The sequence below is a fragment of the Pseudomonas sp. NPDC089407 genome (assembly GCF_044900445.1).
Lineage (GTDB): Bacteria > Pseudomonadota > Gammaproteobacteria > Pseudomonadales > Pseudomonadaceae > Aquipseudomonas.
Map to the genome: position 1 here is coordinate 38,694 of NZ_JBJDNB010000036.1, position 20,361 is coordinate 59,054.

Annotated in this window: 15 protein-coding genes and 2 tRNA genes; 7 read left to right on the forward strand and 10 right to left on the reverse strand. The window is 65.4% G+C overall.

Translation table 11 applies throughout. From position 1 onward, the window contains the following. Positions 1-190: 190 nt before the first annotated feature. Both ACI2KG_RS23560 and ACI2KG_RS23565 read left to right on the forward strand, forming a co-directional pair. A tRNA-Val gene (locus tag ACI2KG_RS23560) sits at positions 191-266 on the forward strand. 13 nt (positions 267-279) lie between these two features. Then, positions 280-356 (forward strand) — tRNA-Asp (locus tag ACI2KG_RS23565). 241 nt (positions 357-597) lie between these two features. Here the strand turns inward: ACI2KG_RS23565 and map are convergent. Continuing rightward, positions 598-1,446, reverse strand: coding sequence for a type I methionyl aminopeptidase (gene map, locus ACI2KG_RS23570; protein ID WP_404663481.1), 849 nt, complete (start codon positions 1,444-1,446; stop codon positions 598-600). Positions 1,447-1,719: 273 nt separating this feature from the next. Between map and ACI2KG_RS23575 the strand changes: the two genes are divergently transcribed. The 3 genes from ACI2KG_RS23575 to nirD all read left to right on the forward strand — a co-directional run bounded on the left by ACI2KG_RS23575 (position 1,720) and on the right by nirD (position 8,965). Further along, entirely contained in the window at positions 1,720-5,745 is a 4,026-nt protein-coding gene (locus tag ACI2KG_RS23575; protein ID WP_404663482.1) for a molybdopterin-dependent oxidoreductase, read from the forward strand. A 305-nt stretch (positions 5,746-6,050) separates the two neighbouring features. Beyond that, the gene (gene nirB, locus ACI2KG_RS23580) at positions 6,051-8,603 is read left to right on the forward strand and encodes a nitrite reductase large subunit NirB (protein ID WP_404663483.1); all 2,553 of its coding nucleotides are present in this window, start codon (positions 6,051-6,053) and stop codon (positions 8,601-8,603) included. Further along, the gene (gene nirD / locus ACI2KG_RS23585) at positions 8,603-8,965 is read left to right on the forward strand and encodes a nitrite reductase small subunit NirD (RefSeq protein WP_404663484.1); all 363 of its coding nucleotides are present in this window, start codon (positions 8,603-8,605) and stop codon (positions 8,963-8,965) included. Before nirB ends, nirD begins: the two co-directional genes overlap by 1 nt. A 296-nt stretch (positions 8,966-9,261) precedes the next feature. Here nirD and ACI2KG_RS23590 read toward each other — a convergent pair whose 3' ends face one another. The 5 genes from ACI2KG_RS23590 to ACI2KG_RS23610 form a co-directional block, all read right to left on the reverse strand. After that, positions 9,262-10,212 carry a 2-hydroxyacid dehydrogenase gene (locus ACI2KG_RS23590; RefSeq protein ID WP_404663485.1) on the reverse strand — a complete coding sequence of 317 codons (951 nt, stop codon included), beginning with the start codon at positions 10,210-10,212 and terminating at the stop codon, positions 9,262-9,264. A 56-nt stretch (positions 10,213-10,268) separates the two neighbouring features. Beyond that, positions 10,269-11,027: an SDR family oxidoreductase gene (locus tag ACI2KG_RS23595; RefSeq protein WP_404663486.1), complete on the reverse strand. Its 759-nt coding sequence runs from the start codon at positions 11,025-11,027 to the stop codon at positions 10,269-10,271. An 18-nt stretch (positions 11,028-11,045) separates the two neighbouring features. Next, a complete protein-coding gene (locus ACI2KG_RS23600) occupies positions 11,046-11,756 on the reverse strand; it encodes a fumarylacetoacetate hydrolase family protein (protein WP_404663487.1) in 711 nt (236 codons plus the stop codon). A 220-nt stretch (positions 11,757-11,976) separates the two neighbouring features. Then, on the reverse strand, positions 11,977-13,317 hold the full coding sequence (locus ACI2KG_RS23605) for an MFS transporter (protein ID WP_404663503.1): 1,341 nt from the start codon (positions 13,315-13,317) through the stop codon (positions 11,977-11,979). A gap of 90 nt (positions 13,318-13,407) precedes the next feature. After that, positions 13,408-13,575 carry a hypothetical protein gene (locus ACI2KG_RS23610; RefSeq protein WP_404663488.1) on the reverse strand — a complete coding sequence of 56 codons (168 nt, stop codon included), beginning with the start codon at positions 13,573-13,575 and terminating at the stop codon, positions 13,408-13,410. Between the two features lie 95 nt (positions 13,576-13,670). Here ACI2KG_RS23610 and ACI2KG_RS23615 point away from each other — a divergent pair, with 95 nt between their 5' ends. Beyond that, the gene (locus tag ACI2KG_RS23615) at positions 13,671-14,600 is read left to right on the forward strand and encodes a helix-turn-helix transcriptional regulator (RefSeq protein WP_400620122.1); all 930 of its coding nucleotides are present in this window, start codon (positions 13,671-13,673) and stop codon (positions 14,598-14,600) included. A 10-nt stretch (positions 14,601-14,610) separates the two neighbouring features. Beyond that, positions 14,611-15,543, forward strand: a complete 933-nt coding sequence (gene pcaQ / locus ACI2KG_RS23620) for a pca operon transcription factor PcaQ (protein ID WP_404663489.1) — start codon at positions 14,611-14,613, stop codon at positions 15,541-15,543. Here the strand turns inward: pcaQ and ACI2KG_RS23625 are convergent. The 4 genes from ACI2KG_RS23625 to ACI2KG_RS23640 form a co-directional block, all read right to left on the reverse strand. Continuing rightward, positions 15,534-16,880, reverse strand: a complete 1,347-nt coding sequence (locus ACI2KG_RS23625) for a TolC family outer membrane protein (protein ID WP_404663490.1) — start codon at positions 16,878-16,880, stop codon at positions 15,534-15,536. The genes pcaQ and ACI2KG_RS23625 overlap by 10 nt on opposite strands. After that, positions 16,850-18,421, reverse strand: a complete 1,572-nt coding sequence (locus ACI2KG_RS23630; protein ID WP_404663491.1) for a DHA2 family efflux MFS transporter permease subunit — start codon at positions 18,419-18,421, stop codon at positions 16,850-16,852. Before ACI2KG_RS23630 ends, ACI2KG_RS23625 begins: the two co-directional genes overlap by 31 nt. After that, complete coding sequence (locus ACI2KG_RS23635) at positions 18,418-19,482, reverse strand: HlyD family secretion protein (protein WP_404663492.1); 1,065 nt, start codon at positions 19,480-19,482, stop codon at positions 18,418-18,420. The genes ACI2KG_RS23630 and ACI2KG_RS23635 overlap by 4 nt, the downstream gene beginning before the upstream one ends. 78 nt (positions 19,483-19,560) lie before the next feature. After that, positions 19,561-20,361, reverse strand: coding sequence for a DUF3050 domain-containing protein (locus ACI2KG_RS23640; protein ID WP_404663493.1), 801 nt, complete (start codon positions 20,359-20,361; stop codon positions 19,561-19,563).

Consider the following 20,361-nt stretch of genomic DNA (forward strand, 5'->3'; position numbering starts at 1 on the left):
GAGTCCCGTCCGCTGCGCCATATTCCACTTCCAGGGCCCACTGAACACCCGGAAGTAACAGAGAAAGCGACCTTAGGGTCGCTTTTTTTGTGCCTGAGATTTACGGGCTGATTTAAATGTAAAAAATCTTCGATAAGTGCTTGCCAGAGCGCCAAGCCGCCCGTAGAATGCGCGCCACACCGAGAGACATGGGTGATTAGCTCAGCCGGGAGAGCATCTGCCTTACAAGCAGAGGGTCGGCGGTTCGATCCCGTCATCACCCACCACTCGATGTATAGCGCAGCGGTAGTTCAGTCGGTTAGAATACCGGCCTGTCACGCCGGGGGTCGCGGGTTCGAGTCCCGTCCGCTGCGCCATATTCCACTTCCAGGGCCCACTGAACACCCGGAAGTAACAGAGAAAGCGACCTTAGGGTCGCTTTTTTTGTGCCTGCATTTTGAAGGATCTCATTGCCTGTGAAGTCCTTGGGGCCGCTTTGCGGCCCAATCGCGACACAAGGCCGCTCCTACAAGAGATCGCGTCATTGGCTGACTGCGCATAATCCCCTGTAGGAGCGGCCTTGCGTCGCGAAAGGGGCGCAAAGCGCCCCCGGCATTCTCAGCGGCGAAGCTCCTCTCCCCGCAGCGTCAGCACCTCAAACCCATCCTCAGTCACCGCCACCGTATGCTCCCACTGCGCTGACAAGCTGTGGTCCCGGGTAATCACCGTCCAGCCATCCTTCAATTCGCGGGTACCGCGCCCACCCTGGTTGATCATCGGTTCGATGGTAAACACCATGCCCGGCTTCAGCTTCATGCCCATGCCACGCTGGCCAATGTGCAGCACCTCGGGCCCTTCATGCATCTGCTGGCCAATGCCATGCCCGCAGTACTCGCGCACCACGCTGTAGCCCGCCGCCTCGGCATGGGCCTGTACGGCATGGCCGATATCGCCCAGCGTTGCGCCAGGGCGCACCTGCTCGATGCCTTTCCACAGCGCGTCATAGGTGGTTTCGACCAGGCGCCGGGCTTCATCGCTGATCTGTCCGATGCTGTACATCTTCGACGAGTCGGCAATGTAGCCCCCCTGTTCCAGGGTGATATCGACGTTGACGATCGAGCCTTCCTTCAACACTTCGTCGGCCTTGGGCATGCCGTGGCACACCACATGGTCCACCGAGGTATTCAGCGAGTAGGGGAAACCGTACTGGCCCTTGCTCGCTGGTCGTGCCTTTAGCGTTTCGACAATGAACGCCTCGGCGCGGTCGTTGATCTGCATCGTGGTCACGCCGGGGCGGATGAAGCTGTCGAGGTCGGCGAACACCTGGGCCAGCAGTTGGCCGGCGCGGCGCATCAGGTCGAGTTGGGCGGGGGTCTTGAGGATCACCTGGGACATGGGGGGAGGGCGGTTGCTCATGCTGGAATGTGCCCCAGCATAGCGCCTGGGGGTGTGGGGTTGCCACCGCATGGTGCGCGGAGCACGGTCGTTGTGGGAGCGGGCTTGTCCCGCGAACACCGGCGAAGCCGGTGCCATGCAGGGCGTGGCCCCATTCGCGGGACAAGCCCGCTCCCACAATGACCGCGTGAGACAGCTGGCCCATTAATTGCTGACTCTCCTGAACTCCGGGCCATCAACGTCGACAGCCCACAAAACCTCACGACAAAGGCGCCGTGTTGCCCCGCTTGCTTCAGCAAGCCGGGGCAGCCGGCGCCTTTTTGCGTTTTCCACAGGAGCCCGCCCATGGCCATCAGCGAAGTGCGCAGCGTTTGCCCTTACTGCGGCGTCGGTTGCGGCATCGTCATGAGCGTTGCCGATGGCAAGGTCGGCAAGATCAGCGGCGACAAGCAGCACCCCAGCAACTTCGGTCGCCTGTGCACCAAAGGCCTCACCGCACATGTGCCCCTGACGGCCGCCGGGCGCATGGAAGATGCCTATGTGCGCCAGCAACGCAGCCAGCAACCGGTGCGCACCAGCATCGACCAGGCCATCGCCGTCAGCGCTGCTCGCCTGCGCGCCATCATCGACCAGCACGGCCCCGACGCCGTGGCGCTGTACGTGTCGGGGCAGATGTCGCTGGAAGCCCAGTACCTGGCCAACAAGCTGGCCAAAGGGTTTATCCGCACTCGCCACATCGAGTCCAACTCGCGGCTGTGCATGGCCAGCGCTGGCAGCGGCTACAAGCTGTCGCTCGGCGCCGACGGCCCGCCCGGCAGCTACCAGGACTTCGAGCACGCCGACGTGTTCCTGGTGATCGGCGCCAACATGGCCGACTGCCACCCGATCCTGTTCCTGCGCCTGCTCGACCGGGTCAAGGCCGGCGCCAAGCTGATCGTCGTCGACCCACGGCGCAGCGCCACCGCCGACAAGGCCGACCTGTTCCTGCAGGTGCGCCCGGGCAGTGATATGGCTTTGCTCAACGGCCTGTTGCACCTGCTGCAGCGTAACGGCCACACCCACCCCGACTTCATTGCGCGCCACACCGAAGGCTGGGCCGAACTGTCCGCCTTCCTCGACGACTACCCCCCTGAGCGTGTGGCCGCCATTACCGGGTTGGCCGAGGCCGACATCATCCAGGCGGCGCAGTGGATCGGTAGCGCCAATAACTGGATGAGCTGCTGGACCATGGGCCTGAACCAGAGCATCCACGGCACCTGGCACAGCAATGCAATCTGCAACCTGCATTTGGCCACCGGCGCCATCTGCCGCCCCGGCAGCGGGCCGTTCTCGCTGACCGGCCAGCCCAATGCCATGGGCGGCCGCGAGATGGGCTACATGGGCCCGGGCCTGCCAGGCCAGCGCTCGGCACTGGTGGCGCAAGACCGCGCATTTGTCGAACAGCAGTGGCAGTTGGCACCCGGCAGCCTGCGCAGCGAAGGCGGCGAGGGGACGGTGGCGCTGTTCGAACAGATGAAGACCGGCGAGGTGAAAGCCTGCTGGATCATCTGCAGCAACCCGGTGGCCAGTGTCGCCAACCGCCAGCAAGTGATCGACGGCCTGCGCCAGGCCGAGCTGGTGATCACCCAGGACGCCTTCCTCGACACCGAAACCAACCGCTACGCCGACATCCTGCTGCCCGCCGCGCTGTGGGCCGAAGGCGAGGGCGTGATGATCAACAGCGAACGCAACCTGACCTTGATGCCGCGTGCTGTCGAGCCGCCGGGGCAGAGCCTGCCGGATTGGCAGATCATCGCCCGCGTGGCTTGTGCCATGGGTTACGCCGATGCTTTCGACTACCCCGACGCCGAAGCGGTGTACGAAGAAATCCGCCGCTTCCACAACCCGGCAACCGGCTACGACCTGCGCGGCATCGGCTATGCCGAGCTGCGCCAGCAACCCCGGCAGTGGCCCAGCGCGCCGGGTCGCGAACACGACCGCAGCCCGCTGCGCTACCTCAATGACGGCAGCAGCCAGGCGCTGCTGCTCGATGCCTACGGTGAGCGCCCGCTGCTGGCCTTCCCGACTGCCAACGGCAAGGCGCGCTTCTTCGCCCGGCCCTGGTTGCCGGCACCAGAGTTGCCGGATGACGACTACCCCCTGGTGCTCAACACTGGCCGTGTGCAGCACCAGTGGCACACCCTGACCAAGACCGGCAAGGTGCCGGCGCTGAACAAGCTGGAGCCTGGCCCCTTCGTCGAGGTCCACCCTGAAGATGCCGCCCGGCTGGGCATTGCCGAAAAGGACCAAGTGGCCATTCGCTCGCGCCGCGGCCAGGCCGTGTTGCCGGCCCGTATCAGCGACCGGGTGATGCCGGGTCACTGCTTTGCACCGTTTCACTGGAACGACCTTATCGGCGAGCAACTGGCAATCAATGCCGTGACCTGCGACGCGGTCGACCCGCTATCGCTGCAGCCTGCATTCAAGCACTGCGCCGTGGCCCTGGAGCGGGTCGCCGGCGAACGCATCGACGCCCTTGAGCTGAACCCTGCCACTTCGGAGCCTGCCCGCATGCCGACCGCTACCCTGTCCCGTCTGCTTGGCCTGGACGCCCTGCCAGCCCAGGTGCTGGCCGAAGAAGAACGCCACTACCTGCAAGGCTTTCTGCTGGGCCTGGACCAGGCCCGCGCCGAAGGCGTGCCCAGCCTGCCGGCCAGTGCGCCGCTGGCTGCCAGCCGCCGCCTGTTCGTCGATGGCCTGCTGGCCGGGCTGTTTGCGCAACCGGCGGCATTACCGGTCGCCGCCCAGGCGGCGCCGCGGCATCAGGTGCTGTGGGCCTCGCAGACCGGCAACGGCGAGCTGCTGGCCGAACGCTGTGCCGAGCGCCTGCGCAGCGCAGGCCTGCAGGTGCAGCTGAACTGCATGCAGGCGGTCACCCCGCGGCAGCTTCAGGGCGCCGCCAGCGTGCTACTGATCGCCAGTACCTTTGGCGATGGTGATGCGCCCGACAGCGCGGCGACGTTCTGGCAGGCCTTGCACGGCGAGCAGGGCGCCCATTGCGCCGAACTGCCGTACGCCGTGCTGGCCCTGGGCGACTCCAGTTACGACCAGTTTTGCGGCTTTGGCCGCAAGCTCGACCAGCGCCTGGCCGAGCTGGGTGGGCGCCGCCTGCTGCAACGGGTGGACTGTGAGCCGGACTTCGACGAGGCCTTCGCCGGCTGGCTCGAGGCGTTGTTGCCGGCCCTGGGCAGCAACGCTGCGCCGCAGCCGGTCAGCGCGCCGGCACCCAGGGTGGCCTACAGCAAGCAGCAACCCTGGGCTGCCCGCCTGCTGGAAAACCGCCTGCTCAACGGCCCCGGCGCCAGCAAGGAAACCCGGCAACTGGTGTTCGACCTGAGCGGCAGCGGCTTCACCTATTGCGCCGGTGACGCCCTGGGTGTGTGGCCGAGCAATTGCCCGGCCCTGGTCGATGAACTGCTGGTGCTGATGCAGCTCGATGGCCAAGCCATGGTCGAGTTGAAAGGCCTGCCCGCCATGCCCCTGGCCGAGGCCCTGCAAAGCCATCTGGAAATTGCCAGGGTCACCCCACAGCAACTGCAGGCATTCGCCGACCCTGCACCCGAGCTGCAGCGTTTGCTGCAGCCCGAGTGCAAGGCCCAGCTGCAGGACTGGCTGTGGGGCCGGCAGCTGGCCGACGTGCTGCGCGCCTTCCCCCAGCAGTTGCCACTGGCCAGTTGGCTGGCGTTACTCAAACCGTTGCAGCCGCGTCTTTATTCAATCAGTTCCAGCCCGCTGGCGCACCCGCAGCAGGTGCACCTGACTGTTTCGACGGTGCGCTATGGCGAACGCAAAGGCGTGTGCTCAAGCTTTTTGGCCGACCGTGCGCAGGCGCTTAAGGTGGCGATCTTCCCGCAGGTGTCGAAGCACTTCCGCTTGCCGGAGGACGACAGCGTGCCGGTGATCATGGTTGGCCCTGGAACCGGCATTGCGCCGTTCCGCGCGTTCCTCGAAGAGCGCGAGGCGCGCGGCGCGAAAGGGGGCAACTGGCTGTTCTTCGGCGAGCAGTATGCGGCCAGCGATTTCTATTACCGGGAGCAATTGCAGGCCTGGCAAGCAGCAGGGCACTTGCGCCTGGACACGGCATTTTCCCGTGACCAGGCCGAGAAGATTTATGTGCAGCAGCGCATGCTCGAACAGGGCGCGCAGCTGTGGCAGTGGCTGCAGGCGGGGGCGTACTTCTATGTGTGTGGCGATGCCCAGCGCATGGCCAAGGATGTGGATGCGGCGCTGCGGGGGATTGTGGCCGAGCATGGCGGGATGGATGCAGCGGCGGCTGCGGCTTATGTCGACGAATTAGGCAAGGCCAAGCGTTATCGGCGGGATGTGTATTGAGTGCACCTTGATGGGGAGCGATGCACTTGGAATGTGCATGTGCTGTGCTGGCCCTATCGCCGGCAAGCCAGCTCCCACAGGTACAACACTGCCCTCGAAACTTGTAGAGAACCTTGTGGGAGCTGGCTTGCCGGCGATAGGGCCAGCACAGGAAACAGGATTGGCACACTCCCTGCTTTACCCCAGATACAACAAAGCCCACTGATCAACGGCGATCAACCCGGGCCCCCTACCGTGATGAATACAGGCAAAGGCGCCTGGAGCTTCGGCTCCAGGCGCCTTTTTTTTTGATCGAGGATCGGCTTATGAAGGCAACAGCGAGCGGCGGGCAACGAGAGCGACTGGTCATTATCGGCAACGGCATGGTCGGCCACCATTGCGTCGAGCAACTGGTCAGCCGCGGCGCCCTGCAGCAGTTCGAGGTGCGGGTGTTCGGCGAAGAGCCCCAGCGCGCCTACGACCGTGTGCACTTGTCCGAGTACTTCGGCGGCAGCTGTGCCGAAACCCTGGCCCTGTGCGAACACGATTTCTACAACACCCACGGGGTGCACCTGCACCTGGGCGAAGCGGTGCTGGAAATCGACCGCGAGCGCTGCGAGGTGGTCACTGCCGAAGGCCGCTACGGCTACGACCAGCTGGTGCTGGCCACCGGCTCCTACCCCTTCGTACCGCCGATCGAAGGCTCCAGCGGCAATGCTCGCCTGGTCTACCGCACCCTGGATGACCTCGACGGCATTCGCGCTGCCGCCACCGAGGCGCGCCGTGGCGTGGTGGTCGGGGGTGGCCTGCTCGGCCTGGAGGCCGCCAATGCGCTTAAGTCGCTGGGCCTGGAAGCCCATGTTGTCGAGTTTGCGCCACGGCTGATGCCGGTCCAGTTGGACGGCGAGGGCGGTGCCGCGCTCAAGGCGCAGATCGAAGCGCTGGGCGTGGGTGTACACCTGTCGCGCGCCACCCAGTCGATCAGCGCAGGTGAGGCCTACCGCTACCGCATGAACTTCGACGGCGGCGAGTACCTGGAAACCGACCTGATCGTGTTCTCCGCCGGTATTCGCCCGCAGGATGCGCTGGGCCGTGCCTGCGGCCTGGAAGTCGCCGCGCGCGGTGGCGTGGTCATCGACAACCATTGCCGCAGCAGCGACCCGCGCATCTTCGCCATCGGCGAATGTGCGTCGTGGAACGGCAGCGTGTTCGGCCTGGTCGCCCCGGGCTACAGCATGGCGCGCAACCTGGCGGCGTTGTTGATGGGCGAGGCGGCAGTGGCGTTTACTGGCGCCGACATGTCGACCAAGCTCAAGCTGCTGGGCGTGGATGTCGGTTCGATCGGCGATGCCCATGGTGCCACCCCGGGGGCGCGCAGCTACCGCTTCATCGACGAAGCCAACAGCGCTTATCGCCGCCTGGTGGTGGATGCCAGCGGCAAGCACGTGCTCGGTGCGGTGCTGGTCGGCGATAACAGCTACTACGACACTCTGTTGCAGTACGCCCAGAACGGCATCGCCCTGCCGGCCGACCCGGCCGCGCTGATCCTGCCACAAGGCGGTGGCGCGCCGGCCCTGGGCGCCGATGCGTTGCCCGACAGCGCGACCATCTGCTCCTGCCACAACGTCAGCAAGGGCGCGGTGTGCGCCGCCATCGACAGCGGTTGCAGCGACCTCGCGGCGGTCAAGGGCTGCACCAAGGCCGCGACCGGCTGCGGGGGCTGCGCGGCCCTGCTCAAGCAAGTATTCGAGCACGCGCTGACTGCCCGCGGCGTGGCGGTGGACAAGAGCCTGTGCGAGCACTTCGCCTATACCCGGCAGGAGCTGTATGGCCTGGTGCGGGTAGAGGGCATCCGTACCTTCAGCGAGCTGCTCGAACGCCATGGCAAAGGCCACACCGGCTGTGACATCTGCAAGCCGGCAGTGGGCAACATTCTTGCCTCGTGCTGGAACCAGCCGATCATGGACCCGGCGCTGGTGCCACTGCAGGACACCAACGACACCTTCATGGCCAACATGCAGAAGAACGGCACCTACTCGGTGGTGCCGCGCATCCCCGGCGGTGAAATCACCCCCGACAAGCTCATCGTCATCGGCCAGGTGGCCAAGAAGTACGACCTGTACACCAAGATCACCGGTGGCCAGCGCATCGACCTGTTCGGCGCCCAGCTGCACGAACTGCCGCTGATCTGGGGCGAACTGATTGACGCCGGTTTCGAAACCGGCCACGCCTACGGCAAGTCGACCCGCACGGTGAAGTCGTGCGTGGGCAGCACCTGGTGCCGTTACGGCGTGCAGGACAGCGTCGCTATGGCCCTGCGCCTGGAAGACCGCTACAAAGGCCTGCGCAGCCCGCACAAGCTCAAGTTCGCCGTGTCGGGCTGCACCCGTGAGTGCGCCGAGGCGCAGAGCAAGGACATTGGCGTGATCGCCACCGACAAGGGCTGGAACCTGTACGTGTGCGGCAACGGCGGCATGCGCCCGCGGCATGCCGAACTGTTCGCCACCGACCTTGACGACGAAACCTTGGTACGCCTGATCGACCGCGTGCTGATGTTCTACATCCGCACCGCCGACAAGCTGCAGCGCACGTCGGTGTGGCGCGAGAACCTGGAAGGCGGGCTGGACTACCTGAAGCAGGTGGTCATCGACGACAGCCTGGGCCTGGCCGGCGAGCTGGAAGCGCAGATGCAGCATGTGGTCGAGCAGTACGAATGCGAATGGGCCAACGCCCTCAACGACCCGGAAAAGCTCAAGCGCTTCCGCACCTTCGTCAACGACCATCGCGCCGACCCGGATGTGCACTTCGTGCGCGAACGTGAACAACGCCGGCCGGCGGCGCCGTTGCACCTGATCCCTACTGTCGAGGAGGCTGTCTGATGAACCTGTCCAATGCTGCTGTGAAAACCCGCGAAAACTGGCAGGCGGTGTGCCAGGCGCGAGACCTGGTGGCCGATTCTGGCGTGGTGGTGTGGCTCGACGGTGCGCAGGTGGCGCTGTTCTATCTACCTGGGCAAGCCCAAACGCTGTATGCGGTGGACAACCGCGACCCACGCTCCGGCGCCAACATCATCGGCCGTGGGCTGGTGGGTAGCGTGCAAGGGGAACTGGTGGTGGCGGCGCCGTTGTACAAGCAGCACTTCAGCTTGCAGAGCGGGGAATGCCTGGAGGATGGCGGGCAGCGGTTGCGGGTATGGCCGGTGCGGTTGAATGGTGGGGCAGTGGAGTTGGCTATCGCCTGATTTCCGGCAGCGCAGCTATTGGGGCCGCGTTGCGGCCCATCGCCGGCAAGCCAGGCTCCCACAAGGTTGGCGCATGGCTTGAATGCAATGCGGTCGCCAGCCCCCAATAAGGTTGGCGCATGGCTTGAATGCAATGCGGTCGCCAGACCCCGATAAGGTTGGCGCATGGTTTGAATGCGATGCGGTCGCCAGCCCCCATAAGGTTGGCGCATGGTTTGAATGCGATGCGGTCGGTGTGGGAGCTGGCTTGCCGGCGATGGGCTGCACAGCAGCCCCAGTTGGCCAGCACAAGCTGACTAGATCACCAACCCCTGCGGCGTGCGCCCGGCAAACACATCCACCAGGCTGGCCACCACCATCTCACCCATGCGCGTGCGGGTCTGCACTGTGGCGCTGGCGCGGTGCGGCTGCAGCACCACATCCTCACGCTCGAACAACGCCTCGGGCGCACGCGGTTCATCGGCAAACACATCCAGCGCCGCCCCCGCAATCTCGCCAGCCTGCAACGCCGCGATCAAGGCGGGCTCATCCACCAGCTTGCCGCGCGCGATGTTGATCAGGTAAGCCTCGCTGCCCAACGCCCGCAGCACGTCGCGATTGATCAGCGCCTCACCCTTGTCGGCCGCTGCCGCAAGGATCAGCGCATCGCTGTCCCTGGCCAGTTGCAGCAGATCGGCCTCGAACCCGTAAGGCACATCCAGCGCCTGCAGGTCGGTATAGCGAATCGGGCAACCAAATGCGGCCGCCCGCTGCGCCACCGCGCGGCCGACCCGGCCCATGCCGACAATGCCCACGCGCATGCCCGACACCTGACGGGCCAGTGGCAACGGCGCCAGCGGCGTGTCACTGGTGGCCCAATGGCCGGCGCGCACGAAACGGTCACCGGTGCAGATACCCCGGCACAAGCCAATCAGCAGGCCGATGGCGAGGTCGGCGACATCTTCGGTGAGGGCGCCGATGGTCGCTGTTACCTGGATGCCGCGGTCGCGGGCGTAGGCCAGGTCGATCGCGTCGGTGCCGACCCCATTGACCGCGATCACTTCCAGGTTCGGCAGGCGCGCCATCAGTGCCTGGCTGATACCGGTGTGGCCACCGGTGATCACGCCGCGAATATTGTCGGCATGCTGGCTGACGTAGGCTTCCTTGTTGGCCTGTTCGTAGTAGCGGTGCACGGTGAACAACTGTTCAAGGCGCTCACGGATCTGCGGGATGAGGATCGGGCTAAGTTGCAGCACTTCTGGTTTCATCGGTCACTCCATCAGGAACAGGGCTCATCGAAGACAAGGTTCATCGAAGACAAGGTTCAGCCACGGCCAACGAACGGCATGTTGCTGGCCATCACGGTCATGTTCAGTACGTTGGCGTCCAGCGGCAGCGCGGCGATGTAGCGCACCGCGTCGGCCACATGGCGCACGTCGAGCATCGGCTCGGCGGCGATCTCGCCATTGGCCTGGCGCACACCACGGGTCATGCGTTCGGAGAGCTCGGTCAGGGCGTTGCCGATGTCCACCTGGCTGCAGACGATGCTGTAAGGCCGGCCATCCAGCGCCAGTGCCTTGGTCAGGCCCAGCACCGCATGCTTGCTGGCGGTGTAGGGCGCGGTGAACGGGCGTGGGGTATGCGCCGAAATCGAGCCGTTATTGATGATCCGCCCGCCTTGCGGCTGCTGGCGGCGCATCAGGCCGAAGGCGGCGCGGGCGCAGAGGAACACCCCGTCGACGTTGGTGGCGATGACGTTGCGCCAGCTTTCCAGCGGCAACTCGTCGACCGGTACGGCGGGGGCATTGATGCCGGCATTGTTGAAGATGACGTCCAGGCGGCCGTGCACTTCTTCGAGGGTGGCGAACAGCTGCGCGACGCTCTGTTCATCGCGCACGTCAGTGGGTACGGCCATGGCTTCGCCGCCCGCTGCCTGCGCCTGTTCGACAACTGCTTGCAGGGGTTCGAGGCGACGCCCGGCGAGCACCAGGCTGAAGCCGTCTTCCAGCAGGGCGAGGGCGACAGCGCGGCCGATGCCGCTGCCGGCGCCGGTGACCAGGGCGATTCTCTTGTTTTGCTTCATCTTGTCACTCCAAGGGATTCAGGCAGCGTTGGCGGCTTGCCCGGCAGGGCGGAAGCCGACGCGCAGGTGCAGTTCGCCGATACCGTCGATGCCGGCGTGGATCGTGTCGCCCGGGTTCAGCGGCGCCACGCCGGGCGGGCTGCCGGTCATGATCAGGTCGCCCGGGCGTAGCGGTAGCTGGCGGGACAGCCGGCTGATGACTTCAGCCAGTGCCCAGGTCTGCTGGCTGAGGTGGGCGCGCTGGCGCTCCTGGCCATTGACCTGCAGCCACAGCGCCGCATCCAGCGGCCAGGCGCATTCGCTGGCGGGGACGATGGCAGTCATGGGTGCCGAGGCCTCGAACACCTTGGCCGCTTCCCACGGCAGGCCCTCGGCCTTGGCCTTGCGCTGGTGATCGCGACGGGTCATGTCCAGGCCGGCGGCAAAGCCGAACACGTGTTCCAGGGCATGCGCCGGGGCGATGTCGGCACCGCCCTTGGCGATGGCCGCGACCAGCTCGATTTCGTGGCAGAACTCGTCGGTCTGCGGCGGGAAGGGCAGCTCGCCCGCTGCCTCGACCACATTGCTTGCCGGTTTCATGAAGAACACCGGCTCCTGTGGCGCCGGGCCGTAGGTTTCCGGCCATGGGTAGTTGCGGCCCAGGCAGAACACCCGGCCGACCGGAAAGCGCGCATCGCTGCCGCGAATCGGCAGGCTGACAATGGCCGGCGGGTTGAACAGGAAAGTCATGGGTGGATCCTCCGTGCGGGAGTGGCCAGCGTATGTCACAGGCTGGCCGGTAAAGTTGGACGAAAGCGGGGTTGGGTTGGACTATCCAAGTAATCTGTACCGGCCCTTTCGCGGCTAAAGCCGCTCCTACAAGGGACGGTGTTGCCCTCGGGGTTGACGCTATCCCTGTAGGAGCGGCTTCAGCCGCGAAGAGGCCAGCACAGCCACCACACCTCTAGGCTCAGGCAAACGTCTTCAGCTCAATGCGATACAACTTCCCAAGCAGCAACGAATACGAAAGCGTCCCCATCAACGCCACCCCGCCAATGAACCAGAACGCCATGGCGAACGAACCGCTGGCATGCACAATCGCGCCAATCACGATCGGCGTGACGATGCCGCCAATGTTCGCAGCCAGGCTGGTGACCCCGCCGGTCAAACCGATCAGCTCCTTGGGCGCCACTTCCGACACCGCTGCCCATGACGACGAAGCAATCCCCTGGGCGAAGAACGCCAAGGTGAGGACGGCGATGCACAGCACGTTGGAGTCGGTGAAGTTCACCAGCACGATCGACATGCCCAGCATCGAGCCGACCACCAGCGGCAGCTTGCGGGCGAACGACAGCGAGTAGCCCTTGCGGATCAACAGGTCGGAGACGATGCCCGCCAGCAGGATGCCGACCGTGGCCCCAATGAACGGCATGACCGCGAAAATGCCGACCTTGATCAACGTCAGCTGGCGCTCTTCGATCAGGTAGGTGGGGAACCAGGTCAGGAAGAAGTACAGCGCCGAGGTGCTGGCGAACTTGCCCAGGCAGATCGCCCAGACCTGGCGATAGCGGAACAGCTCGGCGACCTGGCGCCAGTCGAAACGGGTGCGTTCCTGGCTGCTCTTGACCAGGCCACCGCCGTTCTCGATGTAGGCCAGTTCTTCCTTGCTGACCTTCTTGCAGTTCAGCGGGTCGCGGTACAGGAACAGCCACACCACGCCGAACATGATGCCGACCAGGCCGGTGCTGTAGAACACGTGCCGCCAGTCGTAGGTGGTCGCCAGCCACAGCAGGGCGCCGGTGAACAACGCAGTGCCCAGGTACTGGCCGCACACGTAGATGCTGCTGGCCATGCCGCGCTCGCGGGCGGGGAACCACACGGTGACGGCACGGCTGTTGGCCGGGAAGGCCGGGGCCTCCATGGCACCGACCGCCAGACGCAGGCCGAACAGCGAGGCAAAGCCGCTGGCCAGGCCCTGGGCCACGGTCACCGCCGACCAGCTGATCAGCGACACGCCGTAGGTCAGGCGCGAGCCGAAGCGGTCGGCGATGAAGCCTGCCGGCACCAGGGCCAGGGCGTAGGTCCAGGCGAAGGCAGAGAAGATCAGGCCCATCTCGACCTTGTCCAGGCCGAGGTCCTTGGCCATGAACGGCGCGGCGATGGAAATGTTCACCCGGTCGACGTAGTTGATGATGGTCGCCACCAGCAGCAGCGACAGCATGAACCAGCGGCGGCGGGTGGGCAGGCGCTGGGCAGGGGCCGCGTCCAGCGCGTACGACGACGCGGCGCGGGGGGTAGGCGTGCTCGAAATGAGTCGACCTCGTTTGTTGTTGTTGGTAGAGGTTGGGCTGCAGTCCCTTTACTAAGGTGGTCGTACAACGTATTGAATGCAACGGTGGTTTTAGACCGTTTTTTTCACTGGAGGCGGGGGAGGGCTGAACTGTCCAAAAAAATCGGAAGGCGGGGTTTTGGCTGGGATTTCTGCTGGATGTCGCATTTTTAGCGGGCTGTGGGCGTTCAGGGTTGCGCGGGTTTTTGCAGACAGGTTTAATTTGATGAGTTTGGACATCGTACAACCTGCATTGCCTGTTCTGGCCTCTTCGCGGGCACGCCCGCGAAGAGGCCAGAAGAGCCAGCGCCACCCTTTAACCTGGAGTAAGCCCAATGCCCCCAAAGCGCGAGGTCCCGACCTACGTCATGCAGCAGCGCAGCGAGCTGATGGACTTCTACATCCGCGACCAGCGCGGCCGCCCCGCCGAAACCGCGCCGCATCGCCACGAATACTTCCAGATCCAGGTCAACCTCGGCGGCGACACGGTGCAACACATCGGCAGCGTGCAGCGCCCGTTCAGGCGCAATACCCTGGCCTTCATCCTGCCGCACCGGGTACATGTGATCCCGCACCCGCTCGACAGCGACTTCGTGGTGATCAACTTCTCGCAGACGTTCCTGCTGCCGCACCTGGCCTGCGACCCGATGGACCTGGAAGAGGTGTCGATCCTGCAGGCGCCAGAGCTGTCACCGTTCCGCTTTCAGGAGCATCTCGACTTCTGCCTGGGCGAGGCCGACTTTGCCGAGCTGCGGCAAGTCCTGGACCGCATGCGTGCACTGGATGCCAACCGCCGCTTCGGCACCCGCGAAATCCTCAAGGGCCTGTTGCTGCAATTGATCGGCCAGGTCTGCGGCCTGTATGCCGAGCCGCTGCGCGAACTGGCCGACAGCAATGCCGCGCAACTCAGCCGCCGCGCTGCGCTGGGCCGCATGAGCGAATACCTGCGCCGGCATATCGACGACCCCGACCTGAACCTGCAGAAGGTTGCCGCCGCCACCTACCTGTCGCCCACCTACCTGACCCACTGGCTGCGCAAGGAAATCGGCAAAACCTTCAGCGAACTGGTGCTGGAGCGGCGCATGCACGCCGCACGCAACTACCTGCTCAATGGCAGCCGCCCGGTGGGCGAGGTGGCGCGGCTGTGTGGCTTTGCCGACGAAGCCTACTTCTCCCGGCGTTTTCGCCAGATCCACGGCCTGCCACCCGGGCAGTTCCGCCGCCAGCAACGCGACCCGGATACGCCGCAGGTGGCGATGCGGTAAGCTTGCCGGCATGAACCTCGACACCCGCATCAAGTACCGCCACCTGCTGTGCTTCCTGGAGATTGCCCGGCAGGGCAGCCTGGCCAGGGCTGCCGACGTGCTCGCCATCAGCCAGCCGGCCATCTCCAAAACCCTAAAGGAACTCGAAGACCTGCTGGAAACGCGGCTGTTCATGCGCAGCCGCCAGGGCGTCGAGCTGACCCCGGCCGGCACGCGTTTCATGCGTTACGCCGGGCCCAGCGTGCAGGCCCTGCGCGATGGCGTCAGCAGCCTGCGTGGCGAGGCGCGGGCGCCGTCGCAGGTGCGTATTGGCGTGCTGTCCACGGTCGAAGGCCTGCTCATGCCCGAGGTGCTGTGCCGCCTGCACCAGCGCCATGAAGCGCTGGTGATCAGCGTGGTCACCGGGGTCAGCGCGCAATTGCTCGGCCAGCTGCACCTGGGCGAGCTGGAGCTGGTGGTCGGGCGCATGACCGACAGCCCGCAGATCCAGGGCCTGTCATTCGAGCACCTGTACAGCGAGTCGATGAGCCTGGTGGTACGCCCGGGGCATCCGCTGCTGGCCAGTACCCCGGTAGAACGTGCCCAAGTCGGGCGCTACCCATTGGTGTTGCCGCCAGCCGGCACCACCATCCGCCAGCACGCCGACAGCCTGTTCGTGCAGTGCGGCATCCAGATGCCCGCGCAGCGCCTGGAAACCCTGTCGCTGGCGCTGAGCCGGCGCTACCTGTTGAACAGCGACGGCCTGTGGGTGGCGCCGCGTGATGCGGTACTGCTCGACCTGCGCCGTGGCGAGCTGGTCGAGCTGGACCTCGGCGTGCGCGAGCCCGGCGGCTCGGTCGGCATCTGCCGCAATGCCGCCTTGCCGCAGAGCCTGCCGGGGCAGTGGGTGTGCGAAGTGCTGCGCGAGGTGGCCGGGCAGTACCGCGAAGGCGCCTACCCTTGAACCCGCGCGGTGAGCAGGGCACTAAGGGCCTTGAGGTTGTCGTCGCTGAGGCTGCCGCTGGCCGCCATCAGGCGTAACTGTGCCTGCAGGATGGCGTAGCGCTGGCGGGCCAGTTGCAGGCGGGTACGGGTCAGCTGCTGTTCGGCGTCCAGCACGTCGTTGCTGATGCGCGCCCCGGCCTCGAAGGCATGCGTGGTAATACGCAGGTCACTCTGGCTGGAGCGCAGCGCCTGTTGCAGGGCCTGGTACTGGCTGATGCCGCCCGTCAGGTTGAGGTAGGCCTGGCGCGCCATGAAGTCGGCCTCGCGCCGGGCATCTTCCAGTTCATCCTCGGCAGCACCCTGCAGGGCGCGGGCCTCGCGGGTGCGGCTCTGGGTGCCACCGCCGGCATACAACGGCACGCTGAGCTGCACGCCCACCACCGTCTGGGTGTACTTCTCTTCGGGCACGGTCACGTCATACAGGCTGCCACCGACCGAGGCAAAGCGGCCATGCGCGGCCACCAGGTCGAGGGTGGGCAGGTGGCCGGCCTGCTGCTTGTCCACTTCCTGCTCGGCGATCAGTTGGCGGACCTCGGCGGCCTGCACCTTCAGGTTGTGCAGGCGCGCCTGGTCAGTCCAGGCATCCAGGCGGGCCGGTTGCGGGCCACTGAAGGCCACCTGATCGTCCAGCCTGGCCAGTTCCCCCGGGGTGCTGCCAGTCAGCCGGGCGAGGGCCTGCTGGTTCAGGCGCAAGGCATTGCCGGCGGCAATCTGCTCGGCCTGGGCCAGGTCGTAACGGGCCTGGATGCGTTGCACCTCGTTCTCGGTGCCCGAGCCTTCGCGGCGAAAGCGCTGCGCCTTGTCCAGTTGCTGGCCGAGGGTTTGTACCTGCTGGCGGCTGGTGGCCAACTGGTCTTCGGCCAGCAACAGCTCGAAGTAGGCGTCGGCCACGCGCAGCATCAGGTCCTGGCGCGCGGCGAGCAGGTCGATTTCGCCGGCGGTGGCCAAGGCCTTGCCCTGTTCATGGCCGATCACGTTTTGCCAGCGCAGCAGCGGCTGGATCAGCACCAGCGCGTAGGCATTGGAGTTGTCACGGTTGCGTGTTGCCGCGCCGCTATGTTCGCGGTCGACCCACGCCGCGCCGCTTTCCAGCGACAGGTGCGGCAATAGTCTGGCCAGCCCTTGCGGGGCCTTTTGCGCCGCTGCCAATTGGCGTTGCTCGGCCGCGGCATAGGCCATGTCATGCCCCAGGGCCTGCTGGTAGGTCTGGTACAGGTCGCGGGCCTGGGCCGGGCTGGTGCAAACCAGGGTCAGCACCAGCAACGCTAGGCGGATGGGTGTGCATTGTCCGAACACGTCACGGACTCCTTTGCAAGTGAGGGCTTGGGTTGGCGGGGGTTGCGCATCAGCAGCACCATCGGCACGCCAATCAGCATCACGGCGCCGAGCAGGCCGAAGAGCATGCTGAAACCGAGCATCTGGGCCTGCTCCCGGGCCTGGATGAAGGCCAGCACGGCATTGGCCTGGTCGGCGCCGAGCAGGTCGGTGGAGAGCCGTCGCGGGTCAAGGTTGGCCAGGTCCCAGCCGCTGGCGAGCAGGCGGTTTTCGTCGACATGCTCGGCCAGCTGGCGGTAGCGCGCCCAGGAGAACCGCGTGAGCAAGGTGGCGGCGATGGCAATACCGACACTGCCCCCCAGCTGGCGCATCAGGTTGAGCACGCCGGAGCCGACCGAAATCAGCTGTACCGGCAGTTGGCGCATGGCCAGGTTGGTCAGTGGCACAAAGATCATGCCCAGGCCGAAACCACGGATGATCAGCGGCCAGTACAGGGTGTCGGGGTTGCTTTGCAGGGTGAACTGGGTGTGCAGGTACATGGCGTAGCCGTAAACCAGAATCCCCACGCAAATGAAGTAACGCTCATCGATGCGGTTTTCCTGCGACAGCTTGCCGATCACCAGGGTGCTGACCGCGCTGGCCAGGGCCCCGGGGAAAATCACCAGGCCGCTTTGATAGGCGCTTTGCTCCAGCAGTGTCTGCAGCAGCAGTGGCACCATGAACAGCGTGCTGTACAAGCCGAAACCGACGCAGAAGGCACACACCGAACCGAGCAGGAATTCGCGGTTGTTGAACAGCGCCAGGTTGACGATCGGGTTGGCCACCCGCCGCTCCCAGTAGCAGAAGCCCAGCAGGCCCAGCAGCGCCAGGGCCAGGCACAGCAGGCTCAGGTCCGACTCCAGCCAGTCCCAGTGTTCGCCACGCTCCAGTAAGATCTGCAAGCTGCCGACACCCACGGCAAGCAGCACGAAGCCCAGGTAATCGATGCTTTGCGGGCGCCGTTCGTTGGCCGAGTCTTCCACGCACAGCCATGCCAGCAGCAGGGCCAGCGCACCAATCGGCAGGTTGATCAGGAAGATCCAGTGCCAGGAAAATTCATCGATCAGGTAGCCCCCCACCGACGGGCCAAGGGTCGGCCCCATCATCACCCCGACGCCATACAGGGCCATGCCGGCGCTGACCTTTTCCTTGGGGAACACGTCGTAGATGATCGCCTGCGAAATACCCAGCAAGCCGCCCCCGGCCAGGCCCTGGATGACCCGCCAGAACACCATCTGCCACAGTTCTTGCGACAGCGCGCAACCCAGCGAGGCCAGCACGAACAGCGCCGACGACACCAGGTAGTAACGGCGCCGGCCAAACCAGGCCGACAGCCAGCCGCTGGCCGGCAGGATCACCACGTTGGCGACGATATAACCGGTCGAAACCCAGGAAATTTCGTCCACCGACGCGCCAAAGCTGCCCATCAGGCTGGGGATGGCGACGTTGACGATGGTCACGTCGAGCAGCTCCATCATCGAGATCAGGGTGACCGTCACGGCCACCAGCCACGGCGACCTCATAGGGTTTGCCCGCTGTCGCGGGTATCGACCTCGACGAACACGCTCATGCCCTGGCTAAGCGCCTGCTGCATGGCCGTGGGCAATTCGCGGAACTCGATGCGCGCCTGGATGCGCTGCACCACCTTGGTGAAGTTGCCGGTGGCGTTTTCCTGCGGCAGCAGCGAGAAGCGCGCGCCGGTGGCTGGCACCAGGCTGTGCACCACGCCGTCGAACTGTTGCCCGGGGAAGGCATCGACGCTGATCCGCGCCGGTTGGCCGACGCGTACCCGGCCAATCTGGGTTTCCTTGAAATTGGCCACCACCCACATGCGCTCGGTGCTGACCAGGCTCAGCAGCTTCTGCCCGGCCACCACGAACTGCCCGGGTTGCACATCCTTGTGCACGATCACCCCGTCCTTGGGAGAACCCTGGCGGGTGTCCTGCAGTTCGATGCGGGCCAGGGCCAGTGCCGATTCGGCAGCCTTGATCCGGTACTCTTCAACCTTCAGGGCTGCCTGGTTGGCCAGGGTGCCTTCGCGGGCCGCCGTGGAGTTGTCGCGGGCCGCCTGCAACTGGTGGTTGAGGGCATTGAAACGGGCCTGCGCGGCTTCCAGGTCCTGGGTGCTGACCACCCCTTGCCGGGCCAGGCGCTGGGTGCGCTGGTAGTCGCTGCGGGCCTGTTCTACGTTGGCCACCAGCTGACCGATGGTGGCCTGCGCCGCCTGGCTGCGTGCGGCCGCACTGCGCACCTGGCTGTCCATCAGGCCGGGCATGCCGCCCTGGCCGGTGGCCACCAGCGCGCCCAGGTAATTCGCCCTGGCCTGTTCGACCCGTTGCTGGTATTCGTCCTCACGCACCTGGAACAGCAAGTCGCCCTGGTTCACGCGCGTGTTTTCGTGCACCGGCACCTGCACCACCACGCCGCTCAGGCGGGCGCGGATAGGGATGATCACACCTTCCACTTCGGCGTTGTCGGTGCTGACGTACTGCCGTGCGTATTGCCAGCGTTGCAGCCCCAGCACTGCCAGGCCTGCAATGACCAGCACCGAAACTGCCAACTTGGCGTACTTGCCTTTCGTCATGTCACACGCTCTCGTCCTTGTCGTTGTGGGCCATCAGCCTTGCCTGCGCCTCAGGTGCGCGCAGGCAAGGGCTAATGCTTAGCCTGCGGCTGCGGCGAAGGTGGCCTGTGCGGTGGCCGCAGCACGCTGGTGCAACTGCTCCAGCACGCCATCCCACAGCACCGTACGGGCGACCAGCGCGTCGCCGGCGCTTTTCGCCAGGGCCTGCTGTTGCGCCGGTTCGCTGACGATTTCGGCAATGATGCGTTTGGCTGCCGGGCCGTGGTCGTCGCCGTCCATCTCGATGTGGCGCTTGAGGTAGTAGGTGAGCATCGGCACGCTGGCTTCATCGATGGCCCAGCGCTGCAGCAGGCCGCCGAACATGTCGGGGATGATGTCTTCGCGGCCGAAGAAGAAGTACGCCAGCACCTGCTCGGTAGAGCCGTGCAGGGCCACGTCCAGGGTCTTGCTGACGAACACCTTGGCCGGCAGCGGGATGTCGACATTGGTCAACGCCTGGGCCAGTGGCACGCCGGCTTGCAGCAGCGCCTGGAACTGGCGGAACGGGCCGGTATCGGCGCCGATCTCATCCATGGCGCTGAGGTACAGGTCGAGGTGGCTGATGAAGCCGCCGTCAGGGTGCTCATCGGTTTCCTCGCCGGTGACGATCTCGTTGATCAACCGCGCGGCAATGATGTGCCGCGGCGGCAGCCAGGGCAGGCTGACACAGGTCAGGTCGCGCTGGATGCGCTTGAGCAGGGTCATGAAGTCCCACACGGCAAAGACATGGTTCTCCATCAGCAGGCGCACATCATCCAGGGTGCTGATACGGGCGAACAGCGGGTGTGCCAGCAGGGTGCGGCGTTCGTTTTCAATCAGTTCATCTACGTCAAAAGACAT